General features: G+C 57.8%; 20 protein-coding genes. 17 read left to right on the top strand and 3 right to left on the bottom strand.

The features are described from left to right. The first annotated feature begins 10 nt into the window (after nucleotides 1-10). The 17 genes from B2590_RS17905 (at nucleotide 11) to B2590_RS17825 (ending at nucleotide 14,596) form a co-directional block, all read left to right on the top strand. Complete coding sequence (locus tag B2590_RS17905) at nucleotides 11-1,558, top strand: aromatic/alkene/methane monooxygenase hydroxylase/oxygenase subunit alpha (RefSeq protein ID WP_286810082.1); 1,548 nt, start codon at nucleotides 11-13, stop codon at nucleotides 1,556-1,558. A gap of 66 nt (nucleotides 1,559-1,624) precedes the next feature. After that, on the top strand, nucleotides 1,625-1,984 hold the full coding sequence (locus B2590_RS17900; protein WP_041336570.1) for a phenol hydroxylase subunit P4: 360 nt from the start codon (nucleotides 1,625-1,627) through the stop codon (nucleotides 1,982-1,984). Between the two features lie 10 nt (nucleotides 1,985-1,994). Continuing rightward, complete coding sequence (locus B2590_RS17895) at nucleotides 1,995-3,056, top strand: NADH:ubiquinone reductase (Na(+)-transporting) subunit F (protein WP_286810081.1); 1,062 nt, start codon at nucleotides 1,995-1,997, stop codon at nucleotides 3,054-3,056. A gap of 13 nt (nucleotides 3,057-3,069) precedes the next feature. Further along, complete coding sequence (locus tag B2590_RS17890; RefSeq protein WP_286810080.1) at nucleotides 3,070-3,405, top strand: 2Fe-2S iron-sulfur cluster-binding protein; 336 nt, start codon at nucleotides 3,070-3,072, stop codon at nucleotides 3,403-3,405. A 5-nt stretch (nucleotides 3,406-3,410) separates the two neighbouring features. Beyond that, the gene (locus B2590_RS17885) at nucleotides 3,411-4,334 is read left to right on the top strand and encodes a catechol 2,3-dioxygenase (protein WP_075195487.1); all 924 of its coding nucleotides are present in this window, start codon (nucleotides 3,411-3,413) and stop codon (nucleotides 4,332-4,334) included. Between the two features lie 44 nt (nucleotides 4,335-4,378). Continuing rightward, entirely contained in the window at nucleotides 4,379-5,839 is a 1,461-nt protein-coding gene (locus tag B2590_RS17880; RefSeq protein WP_041333567.1) for a 2-hydroxymuconic semialdehyde dehydrogenase, read from the top strand. A 7-nt stretch (nucleotides 5,840-5,846) separates the two neighbouring features. Continuing rightward, entirely contained in the window at nucleotides 5,847-6,707 is an 861-nt protein-coding gene (locus B2590_RS17875; RefSeq protein ID WP_041333570.1) for an alpha/beta fold hydrolase, read from the top strand. Beyond that, entirely contained in the window at nucleotides 6,707-7,492 is a 786-nt protein-coding gene (dmpE, locus tag B2590_RS17870; protein ID WP_286810079.1) for a 2-oxopent-4-enoate hydratase, read from the top strand. Before B2590_RS17875 ends, dmpE begins: the two co-directional genes overlap by 1 nt. A 23-nt stretch (nucleotides 7,493-7,515) precedes the next feature. Beyond that, a complete protein-coding gene (locus B2590_RS17865; protein ID WP_286810078.1) occupies nucleotides 7,516-8,451 on the top strand; it encodes an acetaldehyde dehydrogenase (acetylating) in 936 nt (311 codons plus the stop codon). Nucleotides 8,452-8,464: 13 nt separating this feature from the next. Further along, nucleotides 8,465-9,502 carry a 4-hydroxy-2-oxovalerate aldolase gene (gene dmpG, locus B2590_RS17860; RefSeq protein ID WP_286810077.1) on the top strand — a complete coding sequence of 346 codons (1,038 nt, stop codon included), beginning with the start codon at nucleotides 8,465-8,467 and terminating at the stop codon, nucleotides 9,500-9,502. After that, the gene (dmpH, locus tag B2590_RS17855) at nucleotides 9,499-10,293 is read left to right on the top strand and encodes a 2-oxo-3-hexenedioate decarboxylase (RefSeq protein ID WP_036202330.1); all 795 of its coding nucleotides are present in this window, start codon (nucleotides 9,499-9,501) and stop codon (nucleotides 10,291-10,293) included. The genes dmpG and dmpH overlap by 4 nt, the downstream gene beginning before the upstream one ends. Before the next feature lie 33 nt (nucleotides 10,294-10,326). Then, nucleotides 10,327-10,920: a 2-hydroxychromene-2-carboxylate isomerase gene (locus B2590_RS17850; protein WP_036202333.1), complete on the top strand. Its 594-nt coding sequence runs from the start codon at nucleotides 10,327-10,329 to the stop codon at nucleotides 10,918-10,920. Continuing rightward, a complete protein-coding gene (locus B2590_RS17845; RefSeq protein ID WP_286810076.1) occupies nucleotides 10,917-11,552 on the top strand; it encodes a glutathione S-transferase family protein in 636 nt (211 codons plus the stop codon). The genes B2590_RS17850 and B2590_RS17845 overlap by 4 nt, the downstream gene beginning before the upstream one ends. A 9-nt stretch (nucleotides 11,553-11,561) precedes the next feature. Next, on the top strand, nucleotides 11,562-11,753 hold the full coding sequence (locus B2590_RS17840) for a 2-hydroxymuconate tautomerase (RefSeq protein WP_007152856.1): 192 nt from the start codon (nucleotides 11,562-11,564) through the stop codon (nucleotides 11,751-11,753). A 38-nt stretch (nucleotides 11,754-11,791) separates the two neighbouring features. After that, nucleotides 11,792-12,490, top strand: a complete 699-nt coding sequence (locus B2590_RS17835; RefSeq protein WP_286810075.1) for a hypothetical protein — start codon at nucleotides 11,792-11,794, stop codon at nucleotides 12,488-12,490. A gap of 28 nt (nucleotides 12,491-12,518) precedes the next feature. Continuing rightward, nucleotides 12,519-13,463, top strand: coding sequence for a ketopantoate reductase family protein (locus B2590_RS17830; protein WP_199447649.1), 945 nt, complete (start codon nucleotides 12,519-12,521; stop codon nucleotides 13,461-13,463). A gap of 176 nt (nucleotides 13,464-13,639) precedes the next feature. Then, nucleotides 13,640-14,596, top strand: a complete 957-nt coding sequence (locus tag B2590_RS17825; protein ID WP_199447648.1) for an AraC family transcriptional regulator — start codon at nucleotides 13,640-13,642, stop codon at nucleotides 14,594-14,596. Here the strand turns inward: B2590_RS17825 and B2590_RS17820 are convergent. From B2590_RS17820 to fghA, 3 genes are all read right to left on the bottom strand, one after another. Then, on the bottom strand, nucleotides 14,593-15,402 hold the full coding sequence (locus B2590_RS17820) for an IclR family transcriptional regulator (protein WP_199447647.1): 810 nt from the start codon (nucleotides 15,400-15,402) through the stop codon (nucleotides 14,593-14,595). The two genes, B2590_RS17825 and B2590_RS17820, sit on opposite strands and share 4 nt — an antisense overlap. Before the next feature lie 120 nt (nucleotides 15,403-15,522). Continuing rightward, nucleotides 15,523-16,527, bottom strand: coding sequence for a porin (locus tag B2590_RS17815; RefSeq protein ID WP_199447646.1), 1,005 nt, complete (start codon nucleotides 16,525-16,527; stop codon nucleotides 15,523-15,525). A 120-nt stretch (nucleotides 16,528-16,647) separates the two neighbouring features. Further along, nucleotides 16,648-17,487 carry an S-formylglutathione hydrolase gene (gene fghA / locus B2590_RS17810; protein ID WP_227663890.1) on the bottom strand — a complete coding sequence of 280 codons (840 nt, stop codon included), beginning with the start codon at nucleotides 17,485-17,487 and terminating at the stop codon, nucleotides 16,648-16,650. Nucleotides 17,488-17,494: the final 7 nt, after the last annotated feature.

The raw sequence follows: 17,494 nt of genomic DNA, 5'->3' as shown, positions 1-17,494 counted from the left end.
GAGACTTATCATGGCTGTTAAAAACAAGAAGCTGAATCTCAAGGACAAGTACCAGTACCTGACCCGGGACATGGCCTGGGAACCAACCTATCAAAAGAAGAAGGACATTTTCCCGGACGAGGACTTTGAAGGTATCAAGATTACCGACTGGTCCCAATGGGAAGATCCATTCCGTCTGACCATGGACGCCTACTGGAAGTACCAGGCTGAAAAAGAGAAAAAGCTGTACGCCATTTTCGATGCCTTTGCTCAGAACAACGGCCACCAGAACATTTCGGACGGCCGTTATGTGAATGCGCTGAAACTGTTCCTGACCGGTGTGTCGCCCCTGGAACACGCGGCTTTCCAGGGCTACGCCAAGGTGGGGCGCCAGTTCAGTGGCGCCGGAGCCAGGGTGGCGTGCCAGATGCAGTCCATTGACGAGCTGCGCCATTCACAGACCCAGCAGCATGCGATGAGCCATTACAACAAGCATTTTAATGGCCTGCACGATGCGGCTTACATGCACGACCGGGTGTGGTTTCTGTCCGTACCCAAGTCGTTCTTCGATGATGCCCGTTCGGCCGGTCCGTTCGAGTTTCTGACTGCAATTTCGTTCTCGTTCGAGTATGTGCTGACTAACCTTTTGTTCGTTCCGTTCATGTCCGGTGCTGCTTATAACGGCGACATGGCCACCGTCACCTTTGGTTTCTCGGCGCAGTCCGACGAAGCACGGCACATGACCCTGGGCCTTGAAGTGATCAAGTTCATCCTCGAACAGCATGAGGACAACGTGCCCATCGTCCAGCGCTGGATCGACAAATGGTTCTGGCGCGGTTTCCGCCTGCTGAGCCTGGTCAGCATGATGATGGACTACATGCTGCCGAACAAGGTCATGTCCTGGTCGGAAGCCTGGGAAGTGTATTACGAGCAAAACGGCGGCGCCCTGTTCAAAGACCTTGAGCGCTACGGCATCCGCCCGCCCAAATATCAGGATGTGGCCAACGATGCCAAGCACCACATCAGCCATCAGTTATGGGGCACGTTCTACCAGTACAGCCAGGCCACCAACTTCCATACCTGGATTCCCGGTAAGGAAGAAATGGACTGGATGTCCGAGAAGTATCCGGAGACTTTCGACAAGTACTACCGCCCGCGCTACGAGCATTGGGCCAAAGAGCATGCTGAAGGCCGCCGCTTCTACAACAACACCCTGCCGCAACTGTGCCAGGTATGCCAGGTACCGACGCTGTTTACCGAGATGGGCGAGCCCACCAAGCTCAGCCACCGCCAGATGAACTACGAAGGTGAGCGTTACCACTTCTGCTCGGAAGCCTGCTGCGACATCTTCAAGCACGAGCCGGAGAAGTACGTTCAGGCGTGGTTGCCGGTACACCAGATCTACCAGGGCAACTGTGAAGGCGGCGACGTCGAGACGGTGGTTCAGAAGTACTACCACATCAACATTGGCGAGGACAATTTCGAGTATGTCGGCTCGCCGGACCACAAACGCTGGTTGTCCATCAAGGGCAAGTCGTCTGATGACAAGGCTGAAGGGTCCAAGCAGGACGCGGCCTGATACGGAGATTACCCGGTGTCATCTGACGCCGGGTGATTCACCCGCAAAAACAACAAGGTGACCACCATGAGTGTTAACGCTTTATACGACTACAAGTTTGAACCACGGGATAAGGTCGAGAACTTCAACGGCATGCAGTTGCTGTATGTGCTCTGGCCGAATCATCTGATGTTCTGTGCTCCGTTTGCCCTGCTGGTGCAACCGGACATGACCTTCGGAGCCATGGTTGAAGAGATCCTGAAACCGGCCACGGCATCCCATCCGGATGCAGCGAACGCTGACTTCCTGGCGGCGCAGTGGCTGCTGAATGATGAACCGTTTACGCCGGATGCAGATGCCAGCCTTATAGACAACGGCATCGATCACAAGAGCATGCTGACGGTAACCACGCCGGGCCTTAACGGCCTTGCCGGCGCCGGATTCTGAGGGTAGCGCTATGAGTCACACCGTTACTATCGAACCCATTGGTGAGCAGATCGAGGTCGAGGATGGCCAGACCATCCTTGCCGCCGCCCTGCGCCAGGGTGTCTGGCTGCCTTTTGCCTGCGGCCATGGCACCTGTGCCACCTGCAAGGTCCAGGTCATCGAGGGCGATGTTGAAATCGGCGATGCCTCGCCCTTTGCCCTGATGGATGTGGAACGGGACGAAGGCAAGGTGCTGGCCTGCTGTGCCACCGTTGAAAGCGACGTCACCATCGAGGCTGATATCGATGTCGACGAAGACTTCGAGGGCTATCCGGTGGAGGACTACACCGCAACCGTCACAGACATCGTCGAGTTGTCTCCGACCATCAAGGGCATCCGCCTGAAGCTCGACCGCCCGATGACCTTCCAGGCCGGCCAGTACATCAATATCGAACTGCCGGGCGTTGATGGCCCGAGGGCCTTCTCCCTGGCCAATCCGCCGAGCAAGGCGGATGAGGTAGAGCTTCATGTGCGACTGGTCGAGGGCGGTGCCGCAACCACCTACATTCACCAGCAACTGAACGTGGGTGAGCAACTGCATCTGTCAGGTCCATACGGCCAGTTTTTCGTGCGCAGTTCGCAGCCCGGCAACCTGATTTTCATTGCCGGCGGCTCCGGTCTCTCCAGCCCGCAATCCATGATCATCGACCTGCTGGAGCAGGGCGATGACCGCCAGATCACCCTGTTCCAGGGTGCCCGTAACCGTGCCGAGCTCTACAACCGTGAGCTGTTCGAGGCCCTTGCCAGGGACAACGACAACTTCACCTACGTGCCGGCGTTGAGCCAGGCGGACGAAGACGGTGAGTGGTCTGGCTTCCGGGGCTATGTGCACGATGCGGCCAGGGAACACTTCGATGGTCGTTTTGCTGAGCACAAAGCCTATCTGTGCGGACCACCGCCGATGATCGATGCGGCGATTACCGCATTGATGCAGGGCCGGCTGTTTGAGCGGGACATCTTCATGGAAAAGTTCCTGACAGCGGCAGACGGCGCGGAAGAAACCCAGCGTTCAGCCCTGTTTAAGAAGATCTGACCGGAGGTGCGATATGGCTCAGGTCTATCGGATAACCGAGCAGTGCAGCGGCAAGTCTTTTGAATGCGAGGCCGGCCAGAGTGTGCTCAAGGCGATGGAACAACGGGGCATGAAGTGCGTGCCCGTGGGCTGCCGGGGCGGTGGCTGCGGCTACTGCAAGATCCAGGTTCTGGCAGGAGAGTTCGAGTGCGGAAAGATGAGCAAGGTCCATGTTCCGCCGGAAGCCTTGGAGAAAAGGGAAGTCCTGGCCTGCCGGGTGTATCCCCTGACTGATTTGACCATCGAGTGCCGGCCGCCATCGCAGCCCGGTCTCACAAGCAAGCAGACAAAAACAACAGCGTTGAGGTAACTGTCATGAAAAAAGGTGTAATGCGTCCCGGCCATGTCCAGATCCGTGTTCTCGATATGGATGAAGCCGTCAAACACTACACGGACCTGATGGGTCTTATCGAAACCGACCGCGACGACCAGGGCCGTGTGTATCTCAAAGCCTGGACCGAAGTGGACAAGTTTTCCGTGGTACTTCGCGAGGCGGACGAGCCTGGCTGTGACTTTATGGGCTTTAAGGTTGTGGACGAAGCCGCTCTGGTTCAATTGGAGAAAGACCTGGTGGACTTCGGCGTTGATGTTGAGCAGGTTCCCGAAGGTGATCTGAAAGACTGTGGCCGCCGGGTTCGTTTTACCGTGCCTTCCGGTCACGCCTTCGAACTCTATGCCGACAAGCTCTACACCGGCAAATGGGGCATCAATAACGTTAACCCTGAAGCATGGCCCCGTGGCCTGGACGGTATGAAGGCCGTTCGGTTTGATCACTGTCTGTTTTACGGGCCTGAACTGGCGGCGGTGTACGACATCTTCGTGAACGTGCTCGGGTTCCATCTCGCAGAGCAGGTTCTGGATGGCGACGGCACTCGTATTGCCCAGTTCCTGACCGTGTCCATGAAGGAGCACGACATTGCCTTCATTCACCACGAGGAGAAGGGCAAGTTCCACCACGCCTCTTTCTTCCTGGAGACTTGGGAAGACGTACTGCGCGCCGCGGACCTGATCTCCATGACTGATACCTCCATCGATATCGGCCCGACTCGTCACGGCCTGACCCACGGCAAGACTATCTACTTCTTCGACCCGTCCGGTAACCGTAATGAGGTGTTCTGTGGTGGTGACTACATCTACCCGGATCACAAACCGGTGACTTGGCAGGCCGAGCAGTTGGGTAAGGCCATCTTCTACCACGACCGGGTACTGAACGAACGGTTCCTGACGGTTCTGACCTGATTGATACCCGACTCAACAGGGCTAATTTAACAGGATAGGTAGCAATGAAAGACATCAAGCACTACATCAATGGGCAGTATGTTGGCTCGGCCAGCGGCAAGTTGTTCGACAACGTCAACCCGGCCAACGGCAAGGTGATCAGCAAAGTTCACGAAGCCGGACGTGACGAGGTGGACGCCGCAGTCAAAGCCGCGAAAGCGGCCCTGCGCGGCCCCTGGGGCAAGATGACACTGGAGGAACGCACCGGCATCCTGCACAAGGTGGCTGACGGTATCAACGCACGGTTTGACGAGTTCCTGGAAGCGGAATGCCTGGATACCGGCAAGCCCAAATCCCTGGCGAGCCACATCGACATTCCCCGGGGCGCGGCCAACTTCAAGGTGTTCGCGGACATGATCAAGAACGTGCCCACGGAATCCTTCGAAATGCCCACGCCGGACGGTACCGGCGCGCTGAACTACGCCGTACGCCGCCCCAAGGGCGTGATCGGGGTGATCAGCCCGTGGAACCTGCCATTGCTGCTGATGACCTGGAAAGTCGGGCCTGCTCTGGCCTGTGGCAACACCGTGGTGGTCAAACCCTCCGAGGAAACCCCCACCACCACCGCCCTGCTGGGCGAAGTGATGAAAGACGCCGGCGTACCGGACGGGGTGTTCAACGTGGTTCACGGCTTCGGTGGGGATTCAGCCGGGGCTTTCCTCACCGAGCATCCGCTAGTGGATGGTTTCACCTTTACCGGCGAAACCGGCACCGGCGAAGTCATCATGAAGGCAGCCGCGAAGGGCATCCGGGATATCTCCCTGGAGCTGGGTGGCAAGAACGCCGGCCTGGTGTTCGCCGACTGCGACATGGACAAGGCCATCGAGGGCACCATGCGCTCAGCCTTCGCCAACTGTGGCCAGGTTTGCCTGGGCACTGAGCGGGTTTATGTAGAACGTTCCATCTTCGACGAGTTCGTTGGCCGACTGAAAGAAGCCGCGGAAGGCATGAAGATTGGTCCGCCGGATGATGCCGAGGCGGATATGGGTCCGCTGGTCAGCCTCAAACACCGGGAGAAGGTTCTGTCCTATTACCAGAAAGCCGTTGATGACGGTGCCACGGTGGTGACCGGTGGTGGTGTTCCCGATATGCCGGCCGAGCTGGCCGGTGGTGCCTGGGTTCAGCCCACCATCTGGACCGGATTGCCGGAAAGTTCGACGGTGATTACCGATGAAATCTTCGGCCCCTGTGTCCACCTGTGCCCATTCGACACCGAAGAGGAAGCCATCGAACTGGCCAACAGCCTTCCCTACGGACTGGCATCAGCAATCTGGAGCGAGAACATTACCCGCGCCCACCGGGTCGCGGGCCAGATCGAAGCTGGCATCATCTGGGTCAACAGCTGGTTCCTGCGGGATCTGCGCACACCCTTCGGTGGCAGCAAACAGTCCGGCATTGGCCGCGAGGGTGGTGTGCACTCCCTGGAGTTCTACACCGAGATGAAAAACATCTGTGTGAAATTGTGAGCTAACCATGACCGCACCTGAAAACAGCCCGGAAATCGGGCGTGAGATATCCGCCGCCGGCTACCGCACCAACGTCCATGACCATGGTAAGGGCGGTGTTCCTGTCATGATGATCCACGGCTCCGGCCCCGGCGTGACCGCCTGGGCCAACTGGCGCCTGGTGATTCCGGAGCTGGCTAAGAATCGCCGTGTGGTGGCGCCGGATATGCTCGGCTTCGGGTATACCCAACGCCCGGAAGACAACACCTACAACCGGGAGCGCTGGGTGGCCCATGCCATCGGCGTTATGGATGCACTGGATCTGCAACAGGTGGATCTGGTCGGCAACTCCTTCGGTGGCGGCCTGGCGCTGGCGCTGGCGATCGAGTACCCGGAGCGGGTTCGTCGTCTGGTGCTGATGGGCTCCGCCGGCGTCAGCTTTCCGATCACCGAGGGCCTGGATGACGTCTGGGGCTACCAGCCTTCCCTTGAAAACATGCGTCGCCTGATGGATGTGTTTGCCTTCAACAAAGGCTTGCTCACCGACGAACTGGCGGAGATGCGCTATCAGGCCAGTATCCGCCCCGGTTTCCAGGAATCCTTTGCCGCCATGTTCCCGGCACCGCGTCAGCGTTGGGTCGACAACCTGGCCAGCGAGGAGAAGGACATCCGGGCGCTGCCCCACGAAACCCTGGTTCTTCATGGCCGCGAAGATGAGGTGATACCCCTGGCCGCCTCACTGAAACTGGCTGAACTGATCGACCGAGCCCAGTTGCATGTATTCGGCCGTTGCGGCCACTGGACCCAGATTGAACATGCCAACCGGTTTGCCCGGCTGGTGAACGATTTCCTGACCGAGGCCGATCAAGTGGCTTCAGGAGCAGAGTAATGGAACAGACACGCATCCAGGCCTTCGGTGACGAGCTTTACCAGGCCATGCTGAACCGGGAGGCGGTCGCACCGCTGACCGGCCGTGGCGAAGACATCACCATTAACGACGCCTACCACGTTTCCCTGCGCATGCTGGAACGCCGGTTGGCGGATGGTGCCTCCATCATCGGCAAGAAGATCGGTGTCACCAGCAAGGCAGTGCAAAACATGCTGAACGTGCACCAGCCGGATTTTGGCTACCTGACCGATGACATGGTGTTCAACAGTGGCGAAGTCATGCCCATCAGCGACCGGCTGATTGCACCTCGCGCCGAGGGCGAAATTGCCTTCATCCTGAAAAAAGACCTGAGCGGCCCCGGTGTAACCAATGCCGATGTACTCGCCGCCACTGAGTGTGTGATGCCCTGTTTCGAGATTGTCGACTCGCGCATCCAGGACTGGAAGATCGCCATCCAGGACACCGTGGCGGATAACGCCTCCTGCGGCCTTTTTGTGTTGGGCGACCAGGCGGTGTCTCCCCGCAAGGTGGACCTGGTGACCTGCGGCATGGTGGTGGAAAAGAATGGCAGTGTGCTGAGCGCCGGGGCCGGTGCCGCGGCCCTGGGTTCCCCGGTGAACTGCGTCACCTGGCTGGCTAACACCCTGGGCGAGTTCGGCATCACCCTGAAAGCCGGTGAAGTCATCTTGTCCGGTTCCCTGGTCCCGCTGGAGCCGGTCAAGGCTGGTGATTACATGCGTGTGGATATCGGTGGTATCGGCAGTGCCTCCGTGCGCTTCGCCTGACCCGGATTGAAGAGGACAACATCATGAGCAACAAAATCAAAGCGGTGATCATCGGCTCGGGCAACATCGGCACCGACCTGATGATCAAGATCCTGCGCACCGCCGAGCACATCGAGATGGGGGTGATGGTCGGGATTGACCCCGAGTCCGATGGTCTGGCCCGTGCCAAACGTATGGGCGTGGCCACCACCGCCGAGGGTGTGGAAGGGCTGGTGAAGATGCCCGAGTTCGCCGACATCGGCATTGTGTTTGATGCCACGTCGGCCGGCGCCCACGTTCACAATGACAAACTGCTGCGTGAACACAAACCCGACATCCGCGTGGTCGACCTGACCCCGGCGGCCATCGGCCCCTACTGCGTGCCAGTGGTTAACCTGGAGGAACATCTGGGGGAGGGCAACGTCAACATGGTCACCTGCGGTGGCCAGGCCACCATTCCCATGGTGGCGGCGGTGTCCCGTGTTGCCAGGGCCCACTACGCCGAGATCGTCGCCTCGATTTCCAGTAAATCTGCCGGCCCAGGCACCCGCGCCAACATCGACGAGTTTACCGAAACCACCTCGAAGGCGATTGAAGTGGTGGGCGGCGCCGGCAAGGGCAAGGCCATCATTGTCCTGAACCCGGCCGAACCACCTTTGCTGATGCGGGACACGGTGTACGTGCTTTCGGATGCCGCCGATGAGGCAGCAGTGGAAGCCTCGGTGGAAGAAATGGTCAAGGCCGTTAACCGCTATGTGCCCGGCTATCGCCTCAAGCAGAAAGTGCAGTTTGATGTGATTCCCGAAGACCAGCCCATGAACGTTCCGGGTCTGGGTAAGTTCAGCGGCCTGAAGACCTCCATCTTCCTGGAAGTGGAAGGCGCCGCCCATTACCTGCCGGCGTACGCCGGCAACCTGGACATCATGACCTCAGCGGCCCTCGGCACCGCCGAGCGCATTGCCGAATCGCTGGTCAACTGAGGAGGAACGAACCATGACCTTTAATCCCGGTAAAAAGCTCTACATCTCCGACGTGACCCTGCGTGACGGCAGCCACGCGATTCGCCACCAGTACTCCATCCAGAACGTGCAGGACATCGCACGGGCGTTGGACAAGGCGAAAGTCGACAGTATAGAAGTGGCCCACGGCGACGGCTTACAGGGCTCCAGCTTCAACTACGGCTTCGGCGCCCACACTGACCTGGAGTGGATCGAAGCGGTGGCAGACGTGGTCACCCACTCGAAGATCGCCACCTTGTTACTGCCCGGTATCGGAACCGTCCACGACCTGGACAATGCCTACAGCGCTGGCGCAAGAATCGTCAGAGTGGCCACCCACTGCACCGAAGCAGATGTGTCAAAGCAGCACATTGAACACGCTCGCAAGCTCGGCATGGACACCGTCGGCTTTCTGATGATGAGCCACATGCAGACCCCGCAGGGGCTCGCCGAACAGGCCAAGCTGATGGAAGACTACGGTGCCACCTGCCTGTACGTGGTGGACTCCGGCGGCGCCATGAACATGAACGACATCCGGGACCGCTTCCGGGCGCTCAAGGATGTTCTCAAGCCGGAAACCGAAACCGGCATTCATGCCCACCACAACCTGGCGCTGGGTGTGGCCAACTCCATCGTGGCAGTGGAAGAGGGCTGTGACCGGGTTGATGCTTCCCTGGCGGGTATGGGCGCCGGCGCGGGCAATGCCCCGCTGGAAGTGTGCATCGCCGCCTTCGACAAGATGGGGTGGGAGCACGGTACCGACGTGTATGCGCTGATGGACGCGGCGGACGACATCGTCCGGCCGCTTCAGGACCGCCCGGTCAGGGTGGATCGTGAAACTCTGGCCCTGGGCTACGCCGGCGTTTACTCAAGCTTCCTGCGCCACTCCGAAGTGGCGGCGAAGAAGTATGGCCTTAAGACCGTAGACATTCTGGTGGAGCTGGGCAAGCGCCGCATGGTGGGTGGCCAGGAAGACATGATTGTGGATGTGGCGCTGGATCTGCTGGCGGCACAAAAGGAGCAGAACGCATGAGCAAGACATTAAGCCGAGAGCAGGTGCTGGCACTGGCCGAGCACGTGGAAAACGCCGAACTTCAGGCCCAGGACATCACCAAGGTTACCAATGACTATCCCGACATGACCTTCGAGGATGCCTACGATGTGCAGTGGGAAATCCGTCGTCGCAAGGAAGAGCGAGGCAACAAGATCGTGGGCATGAAAATGGGCCTCACATCCTGGGCAAAGATGGCCCAGATGGGTGTCGAAACCCCCATTTACGGCTTCCTGGCGGACTATTTCAGCGTGCCGGATGGCGGTGTGGTCGACACCAAGGAGCTGATCCACCCGAAAATTGAAGCAGAGATTGCCTTCGTTACCAAGGCGCCCCTGAAAGGCCCCGGCTGCCATATCGGTCAGGTGCTGGCCGCAACGGACTTCGTGATTCCCGCCGTGGAAGTCATCGATTCCCGCTATGAGAACTTCAAGTTCGACCTGGTGAGTGTCGTGGCGGACAACGCCTCATCAACCCGGTTTATCACCGGCGGCCAGATGGCCGATGTGGCGGATGTGGATTTGAAAACCCTGGGTGTGGTGGTCGAGAAGAACGGTGAAGTTGTCGATGTAGGTGCGGGCGCTGCCGTGCTTGGTCATCCGGCGTCCAGCGTGGCGATGCTGGCCAACCTGCTGGCAGAACGGGGTGAACATATCCCAGCGGGCACCTTCATCATGACGGGCGGGATTACCGCAGCGATCGCCGTGGAGCCTGGTGACAATATCACCGTACGTTACCAGGGGCTGGGGACCGTAACCGGAAGGTTTATCTAAGCCTCAAAGACACTGCCAACGGAGCAGCGAATTATGAGCGACACCATTGATCTGCGTTTATATTTCAACTTCCGCAGCCCGTACTGCTATCTGGCCAGCGAGCGCATGTTCGAGCTTTTTGACCAGTACCGCGTCAATCTGCTCTGGAGGCCTTTGGGGGGATGGCACGGTCGCTCGGATCCGGACCGGGCAAAGGTCAAGATGCCGATCGCCCGGCAGGACGTGGCACGCTGGGCATGTCGGTTTGGCATGCCTCTGACCCCACCTCCGAAGAGTACGGACCCGACCCGTGCCGGGGCTGGCTCACTGTTGGCAGAAAAGGAAGGGCTGCTCAAACCCTATGTGGTGGCGATGATGCGCGCCGAATGGTCGGACGGCCTGGACATCGGGGATGCAGAGGTTCTGGTCTCGGTTGCCGAAAGCGTCGGGCTGGACAGGGAGGCGTTTGCCAAGGCGATCGATGATCCCGAACTCCATGCCCAACTTGACCGGAACTGGCTGGAAGCACAGGAAAAGGGTGCCCTGGGTGTTCCCACGTTTGTTATCGGCGACCAGATTTTCTGGGGCCAGGACAGGCTGGATTTTGTGGGGGAGCATCTGCTGGATCTGGGAGCAGCACGTCAATGATCAGGATACGACTGATTGATAAGCCTGAATGTCCGTTTTGCTGGCGAGTCCGAATTGCCGCAGCTATGCAGGGGCGGGCGATGCACAGTATGGACAGGTCAGATCCGGATGTTCTCGCCGAGTGGCAGCGATTATCGCCGAGTCAAACGGTGCCGGTGTTGATTGAGGATGACCTGGTACTGACGGACTCTGGCCCGATGCTTGAGTACCTGGCCGAAACCGGGCCGGCCTTGCTGCCGGATTCTCCACGCCGAAGGGCGGAAGCACGAAGCTGGGTCGTGTACGGGGATAGAATTTTGGGGCAATCCCTGCGGGAAGTGGTCTTTGAGAAACGCGATAAACCGGAGAACGAATGGGATCAAGACAGGATTCGTAAGGGTACACACGGATTTCTGGGCGGGCTAGCCGCACTCGAGATGGCGTTGCAAGACGAAAGCTTCCTTCTCGGGAACCAGCCAACCCTGGCCGAGTGCGCCTTGTTTCCAAGGTTTGCTCTGGCCCTGCTCTACGGCGTGGATATCCCTGCCGATTTTCCCCGAACTCGCCAATGGTTTGGTCGCCTGGCCACCTACCCGGCCTTCTTGTCGTCGAGCCCGGAGCGTGTCAGGAACGTTCTTGTTGATTTTGCGTGAGGAACCGTCATGCCAATAGCCCAACTGTATATCCTTGAAGGTCGCACGGACGAACAGAAAGAGCGACTTATTCGTGAGGTGTCGGAAGCCATGTCACGCTCAATTGATTCGCCGATTGAACGCGTACGGGTAATCATTACCGAAATGCCTAAAAGCCATTTCGGGATAGCAGGGGAGCCGGCCAGTAAAGTCCGTCCTTAAAGTTGTCTTCAAACCAACGTGTCTTGCGGGTGAGTAATGTGACCAAGCTGCCTGTGCTGTATTTGTCCTGTGAAACCGAAGCGCTGATAGGGCCCAAAGGGCAGGCAAGCCTGCGCCGCTTGATACGGCCGGATCTCGTGATTGCCAACGTAGCATTTATTACCTCGGCAAAAGGGGGCGTACAGCCGGAAATTTTTTACCAGTGTGGCGAGGGAGTTCTTGCCAGGCGTCTGCAGTCTGAAATGGCGGAACGGGGGTTTGATGCCGCCGTTCGCGGATCTCGGGAACAGGGTTTGAAGGAATTGGCTGAGAGCATGACGCACCTCGCGCCTGATGAGGTGATTGAATTGAAGCTCAACACGGGCATGACCAGTGAACACTACAGGGCCATTGGTCATTGCCTGGAAGCCTTGAGAAACCAGGGCGTGTTGCTGATATGTCTGGACCGGCTGGAAAACGTCGGCAACAATGTGGATCATCCTCAGCCAATTGACAGTTATATCCGTAACCTGATTCGTCAGTGGGAAGATGAACACCGATGGGCAAAAGCCATGTCGAAATCTGACCTTGGTGCCTCTAATTCCAGTCCGGGAGCCAAAGCCCCCATTGCCGACCCGACGTTATGTGTGCTCAATACCGCCTTCAGTCTGGGTGGAATGCAGGCACCTCAGCGCCTGTTTGGCTTTTCGCTGAACGAGACCAGTCAATCCCTCGCAGGTTATGGATGGATGCAATAATCTGTTGGAAATACAGAGGGTCCCATAAATGCTGAAACTATTGATGGTTGGGGCCGGTGGTATTGGAGGTTACTATGCTGCCAGGCTTCTGGAGTCGGGGCACCGGGTGATACTCACTGCTCGAGGGGACCATCTGCATGCCCTTGCCAGCAATGGCCTGAAAGTTTACTACGAGGGGCGGGAGCTGATTCATCGTCCAAAGGCGCTCAGCCACCAGCAACTGGCGGCCGGATTCCACCCTGACGACTTTGACGTAATCATCATTGCCCTGAAGTCGACAGCCACCGTATTGGTTACGGAAGAGCTCGGAACCTGGCTCAGACAGGGCCGGGTTCCCGTGTTGTCCTTACAGAATGGCGTTGACAATGAGCCGTTGCTGGCCGATGTCATAGGTACGGAGCGAATAATTGGCGGGCTTGCGGTGCGGATCGGTGGGCATATTGCCCGGCCAGGGGTTGTTGAAGCAGAAGGCGTTGCCGAGATCGTCATGGGCGAATGGCCTGCGGTGGGTAAACCCGGAAGCGCGCGCTCGTTGCTGCTGAAGAAACTCGCGGCGGTATTCGACGACTCGGGTATTCCGACCACGCTTTCCGACAACATTCGCTACGAGCTATGGCGTAAGCTGGTGATCAACAATGGTGTAAACCCGCTCTCGGCACTGACAGGACTAGACACCCGCAGCCTTACTCATCATCCTGAGCTCAGCAGGATTGTGTATGGCATGATGGCGGAAACCGTTGAAGCATCAAGGGCCGATGATGTAAATCTCACGAAGGCGGACCTCCACGAAATGTTCGAGCTGATCAGTTCTTTCAATGCCATAAAAACGTCCATGTTGATAGACAGAGAGAAAGGGCGCCCTCTTGAGCTGGACAGTATTGCGGGCGCCGTGCTCAAACGTTGCACCAGTCTTGGCATCGATGCCCCATACACCTCGACCATCGCCACTTTGTTGAAGCAACAGACCTCCTGACTTCCCACTATGAGTTGGCGCTCTTGCCGCTCTCGTATACCTCGTTAAACCTCATACTCGCGTTCTTCCTTAATCAATGAACGTATGCTGATTAAGTGGTGTCTTCATTGGTTGTTGATTGACCATCTAGATTTATATAAAGTGAACTAATTAACAATAAGTAAATGAGGCGAGAGATGTTTGGTCAATCACTTGCGGGCGCTACCGTCCTTCAGGGGGCACATCCGGAAGAGGTGTCTGCGTTTGTTAATCAGCATATCGGGCAGCATCGCCTGGAAATGCTGGGCGAGCAGAAACGGAAGTCCAGTCTCAGCTTCAGGGAGTTTGCCGGGTTCGGGATGTCCCAGCTTAGCTACGGCAACCATGTTCGGGTAAAAAGTCCCGAACTCGATTCCATCTACCACTTCCAGATTGTGACCCGGGGTGAATGCGTGTGGCACCAGGCGGGCGAACGCATGAAGGTTCGCAGTGGCCAGGCCGTGATGGTGAACCCCTATGAGAGCATTGACCCGGAGTATTCCGACGACTGTGAAAAACTGATTATCAAGGTCCCGGAACACGTACTGAATAACGCCCGCGAGTTGGCCCATGGCCGTTTGCCGGAAAACGGCATTCGTTTTACCCGGGCGCCTGTGGAGCTTCGGCTATGCCCGGCCCTGATCAATATCATGGAGGCGGTGCTGTCCGAACTTGACGATGCGGAAGACGAAGATATTAATCCGGTATGCGCTCCCTATCGGGAGATTATCCTCAAGAAACTGCTGAAAGTATTTCCCAGTAACTGGTCCAGCCAGGAGAGTGGTGTGGCCTGTACACCCATGCTGGGGAAGATGCTGCACTACATTGAACAGAACCTGCACCGCAACATTGATATTGAAGAGCTGTCCGGCGTTTCCAATATGAGTGTTCGATCCATCTATAATGCCTTTTCCAAGGCCTTCGCGACGACCCCAAAGTGTTATATCAAGCAGTTGAAGCTACAGAAGTTGCGGGAAGACCTTTTGCAGGGCAAATGCCGGAATGTCACCGAGATCGCCCTGGATTACGGCTTCAGCCACCTCGGCCGGTTTTCATCGGACTATCGAAAGTCCTTTGGCGAGTTGCCCTCTGAAACCCTGCGAATGGCCGGTTAACCCCGGCCATTGCCTTCCCGTTGTTCCCCGCAGATCTGTCGGGTAACCCGGTCGCTGCATTCCCGGACCTGTTCGAACAGGAATGAGCCTTCGCTGATGTCGGTGTCCCGATCAAGACCCAACAGGGTGATGACGGTGACGATGCTGCCGTTGATATCAAATACGGGGCGGCTGAGCACATTGATTTCGGGCAGGTAATCACTGAAAAACGCGCAGTAGTTATCCCGTTTGATGGTCTCCAGATGGGGTTGCAGCTCCTCCCGGGTGATGGGTTTGCCCTGGTGCTTGGGCAGTGACTTGGAGTTCTTGTAGTACTGGTCCACCAGTTCCTTGCGCCGTTTCGCCGGCAGGTGGGCCAGGTAAATCCTTCCTGACGCAGAGTTCAGTGGCGACAGTTCTGCGCCCAGCCTCACGTTGACCGAGATCGGCTGGCTCGAATCCAGCCATTTGATGACCAGCGGGCCGTTGCCGTTCCAGACGGTGACGGAGACGGTTCTGTCGGTTTCCTCATTGAGCCGGTCAACGGCCTCATAACTCAACTGGATTGGGTTGATTCGCCGGAGCGCGGAAATGCCCAGAGTCAGGCTGGAATTGCCCAGGGTGTACTGGGTGTGATTCACCTGGTTGATGTAGCCTTCTCTCAGCAAACTGACCAGGTACTTGTGGGCGCGGCTGGGTGAGAGATCTAGTGCGCCCGACAGCTCCTTGAGAGTAGGTGGCCTTGATGCCGCTGAAATGTAGTTGAGGATATGCAATCCGATTTCCAGCGACCCGATTCCCTGCCGCTTGGGGCTTTCTTCTGCCATGGATGTTCCCGTTTGCAAATGACTGGTGCTGCCGTGTACCAGCGGAAAACAGGCGCCCTGGAGACGGCGGGCGCCTGTTTTTCGGGTTGTTGGCAAGGATACCAATTCTGAAGGTCCGGATCAGAATTTGTATTTCGCCATGACTTCAACGTGCTGGCCTTCCGGCAGCAGTGGGCCGAAGGCGAGGTTGTATTTGCGCCACTCTACCCCGGCTTCCAGATCCTGGGTGATGTTGTGGATCAGGTTGACGCGATGGGCTTCGTAGTTGGTGTCGGCATTGTCATCCACCTCAACGGCGGTGTAGGCCACATTGGCCCGCCACTCATTGTTGATGACATAGCGGAAGCCAACGTCAAACCCTGCCTGGCTTACGGCATCGCCGTTCTCAACGTCCGGGGATGCCAGGCTGTTGTTCACGCCAACGCCGGTGAACGCGCCAAGGCCCTCACCGTAGTGAGCGTTCAGATTGAAGCTGTGCGGCCCGATCATGAATTTCGAGCCAATGGCGCCGCCGCCGACGAAATCACCGTTTTCAATTTCGCGACCGGACGCGGTGAGGATAACACGGTGACCGCCGTCGAGATTCAGGTTGTAGTTAATGGCAAGATCGGGGGTGTCCGCGTCGTTGTTGACCGGGTCCTGGGCGGTAAAGCGGAAGCCGGCCACCTCGTGGCTGATCAGGTTGGTGCGGAAGTTGAACCCGCCCAGGGTGCCACGTGGCCCACCCAGGAAGTCCAGGTAATCGTGATAGGCAACCGCCCAGAACTGGCCGGTCCAGGTTTGACCAACGGTGGTCTGGTCCACCTTGATGAACGCGTGGCGAAGCCGAAGGTCGTTGTTCTCGCCAGGAAAGGTGCCGCCGTAGAAGTCACCTTCCACAAAACCAACAATCGTATGGCCTTCCTTCTGGGTCACGGTTTTGAGGTTAACGCGGGACTGGTTGGAACGGCCGAAGATGCGGGAATCCCCATCATCGACTTTTTCATAGATGGCTTCGGCTTTGAAATAACCACCGATGCTGAATTTGGTGTCGTTGAACTCGCCGAGTTCGAGAGCGTGAACGGTGGGGGCCGCGCCGAGACCGGATGCAATCGCGAGCGCTAGTAATGAATGTCGATAGTTCATTTGCCTTCTCCTTGTTGTTTGGCATTTGAACTATCGGCTATTCAGGCGTGGGCAAATATCCGGTTAGTGAACATTCCTATCCGTTTTTTGTACTTATCTCCGTCGCGGTGAAGGGCTCCGTCACCGTTCCAGATGCCGACCATGAAATCGCAGATGGTCCTCAATGAAGCTGGCAATGAAGTAGTAGCTGTGGTCGTAGCCCTCGCGCAGATTCAGTTCCAGCGGGTAACCGCTGATATGGGCTGACGCCTCAAGGGCTTCGGGACGAAGCTGTTCGGCCAGGAAGTTGTCAGCGTCACCCTGATCCACCAGGGCGGGCACGAATTGCTGTGCCTTGCGCATTAACAGGCTGGCATCGTAGGCAGCCCAGCGCCCGGTGTCGTTGCCGAGATAGGCAGCTAAGGCTTTTTTGCCCCAGGGGCAACTGACCGGATTGCTGATCGGGCTGAAGGCAGACACCGACTGGTACGTCTGTGGATTGCGCAATGCCAGCACCAGGGCGCCATGCCCGCCCATGGAATGTCCCGCGACAGAGCGTTGGCCGGTCACTGGGAACACCGACTCCACCAGTGCCGGTAGTTCATTCAGCACGTAATCGTACATGCGGTAATGCGTGTTCCAGGGGCTCTCGGTAGCATTCACATAGAACCCCGCCCCCTGGCCAAGATCGTAACCGTCATCGTTGGCGACGTCGTCGCCTCTGGGGCTTGTGTCCGGGGCCACAATGGCAATGCCCAGTTCGGCGGCCACCCGATGGGCGCCTGCTTTCTGCATGAAGTTTTCGTCGGTGCAGGTCAGGCCCGATAGCCAGTAAACGACGGGTACCTTTTGCCCACTAGCCACCTGTGGTGGCAGGTAAATCGCGAAACGCATGACACAACCAAGGGTGTCGGACTGATGGCTGTACTGCTTGTGCCAGCCACCGAAACTTTTGTTGCTGCTCAGGTTTTCGATGCTCATCAAGAAC

Origin of the sequence: Marinobacter sp. UBA3604, from assembly GCF_002375325.1 — a bacterium.
In the GTDB taxonomy this organism is placed as follows: Bacteria; Pseudomonadota; Gammaproteobacteria; order Pseudomonadales; family Oleiphilaceae; genus Marinobacter; species Marinobacter salarius.
Note: the sequence above shows the minus strand (reverse complement) of the source record. Positions and strands in the feature narration are given on the sequence as shown.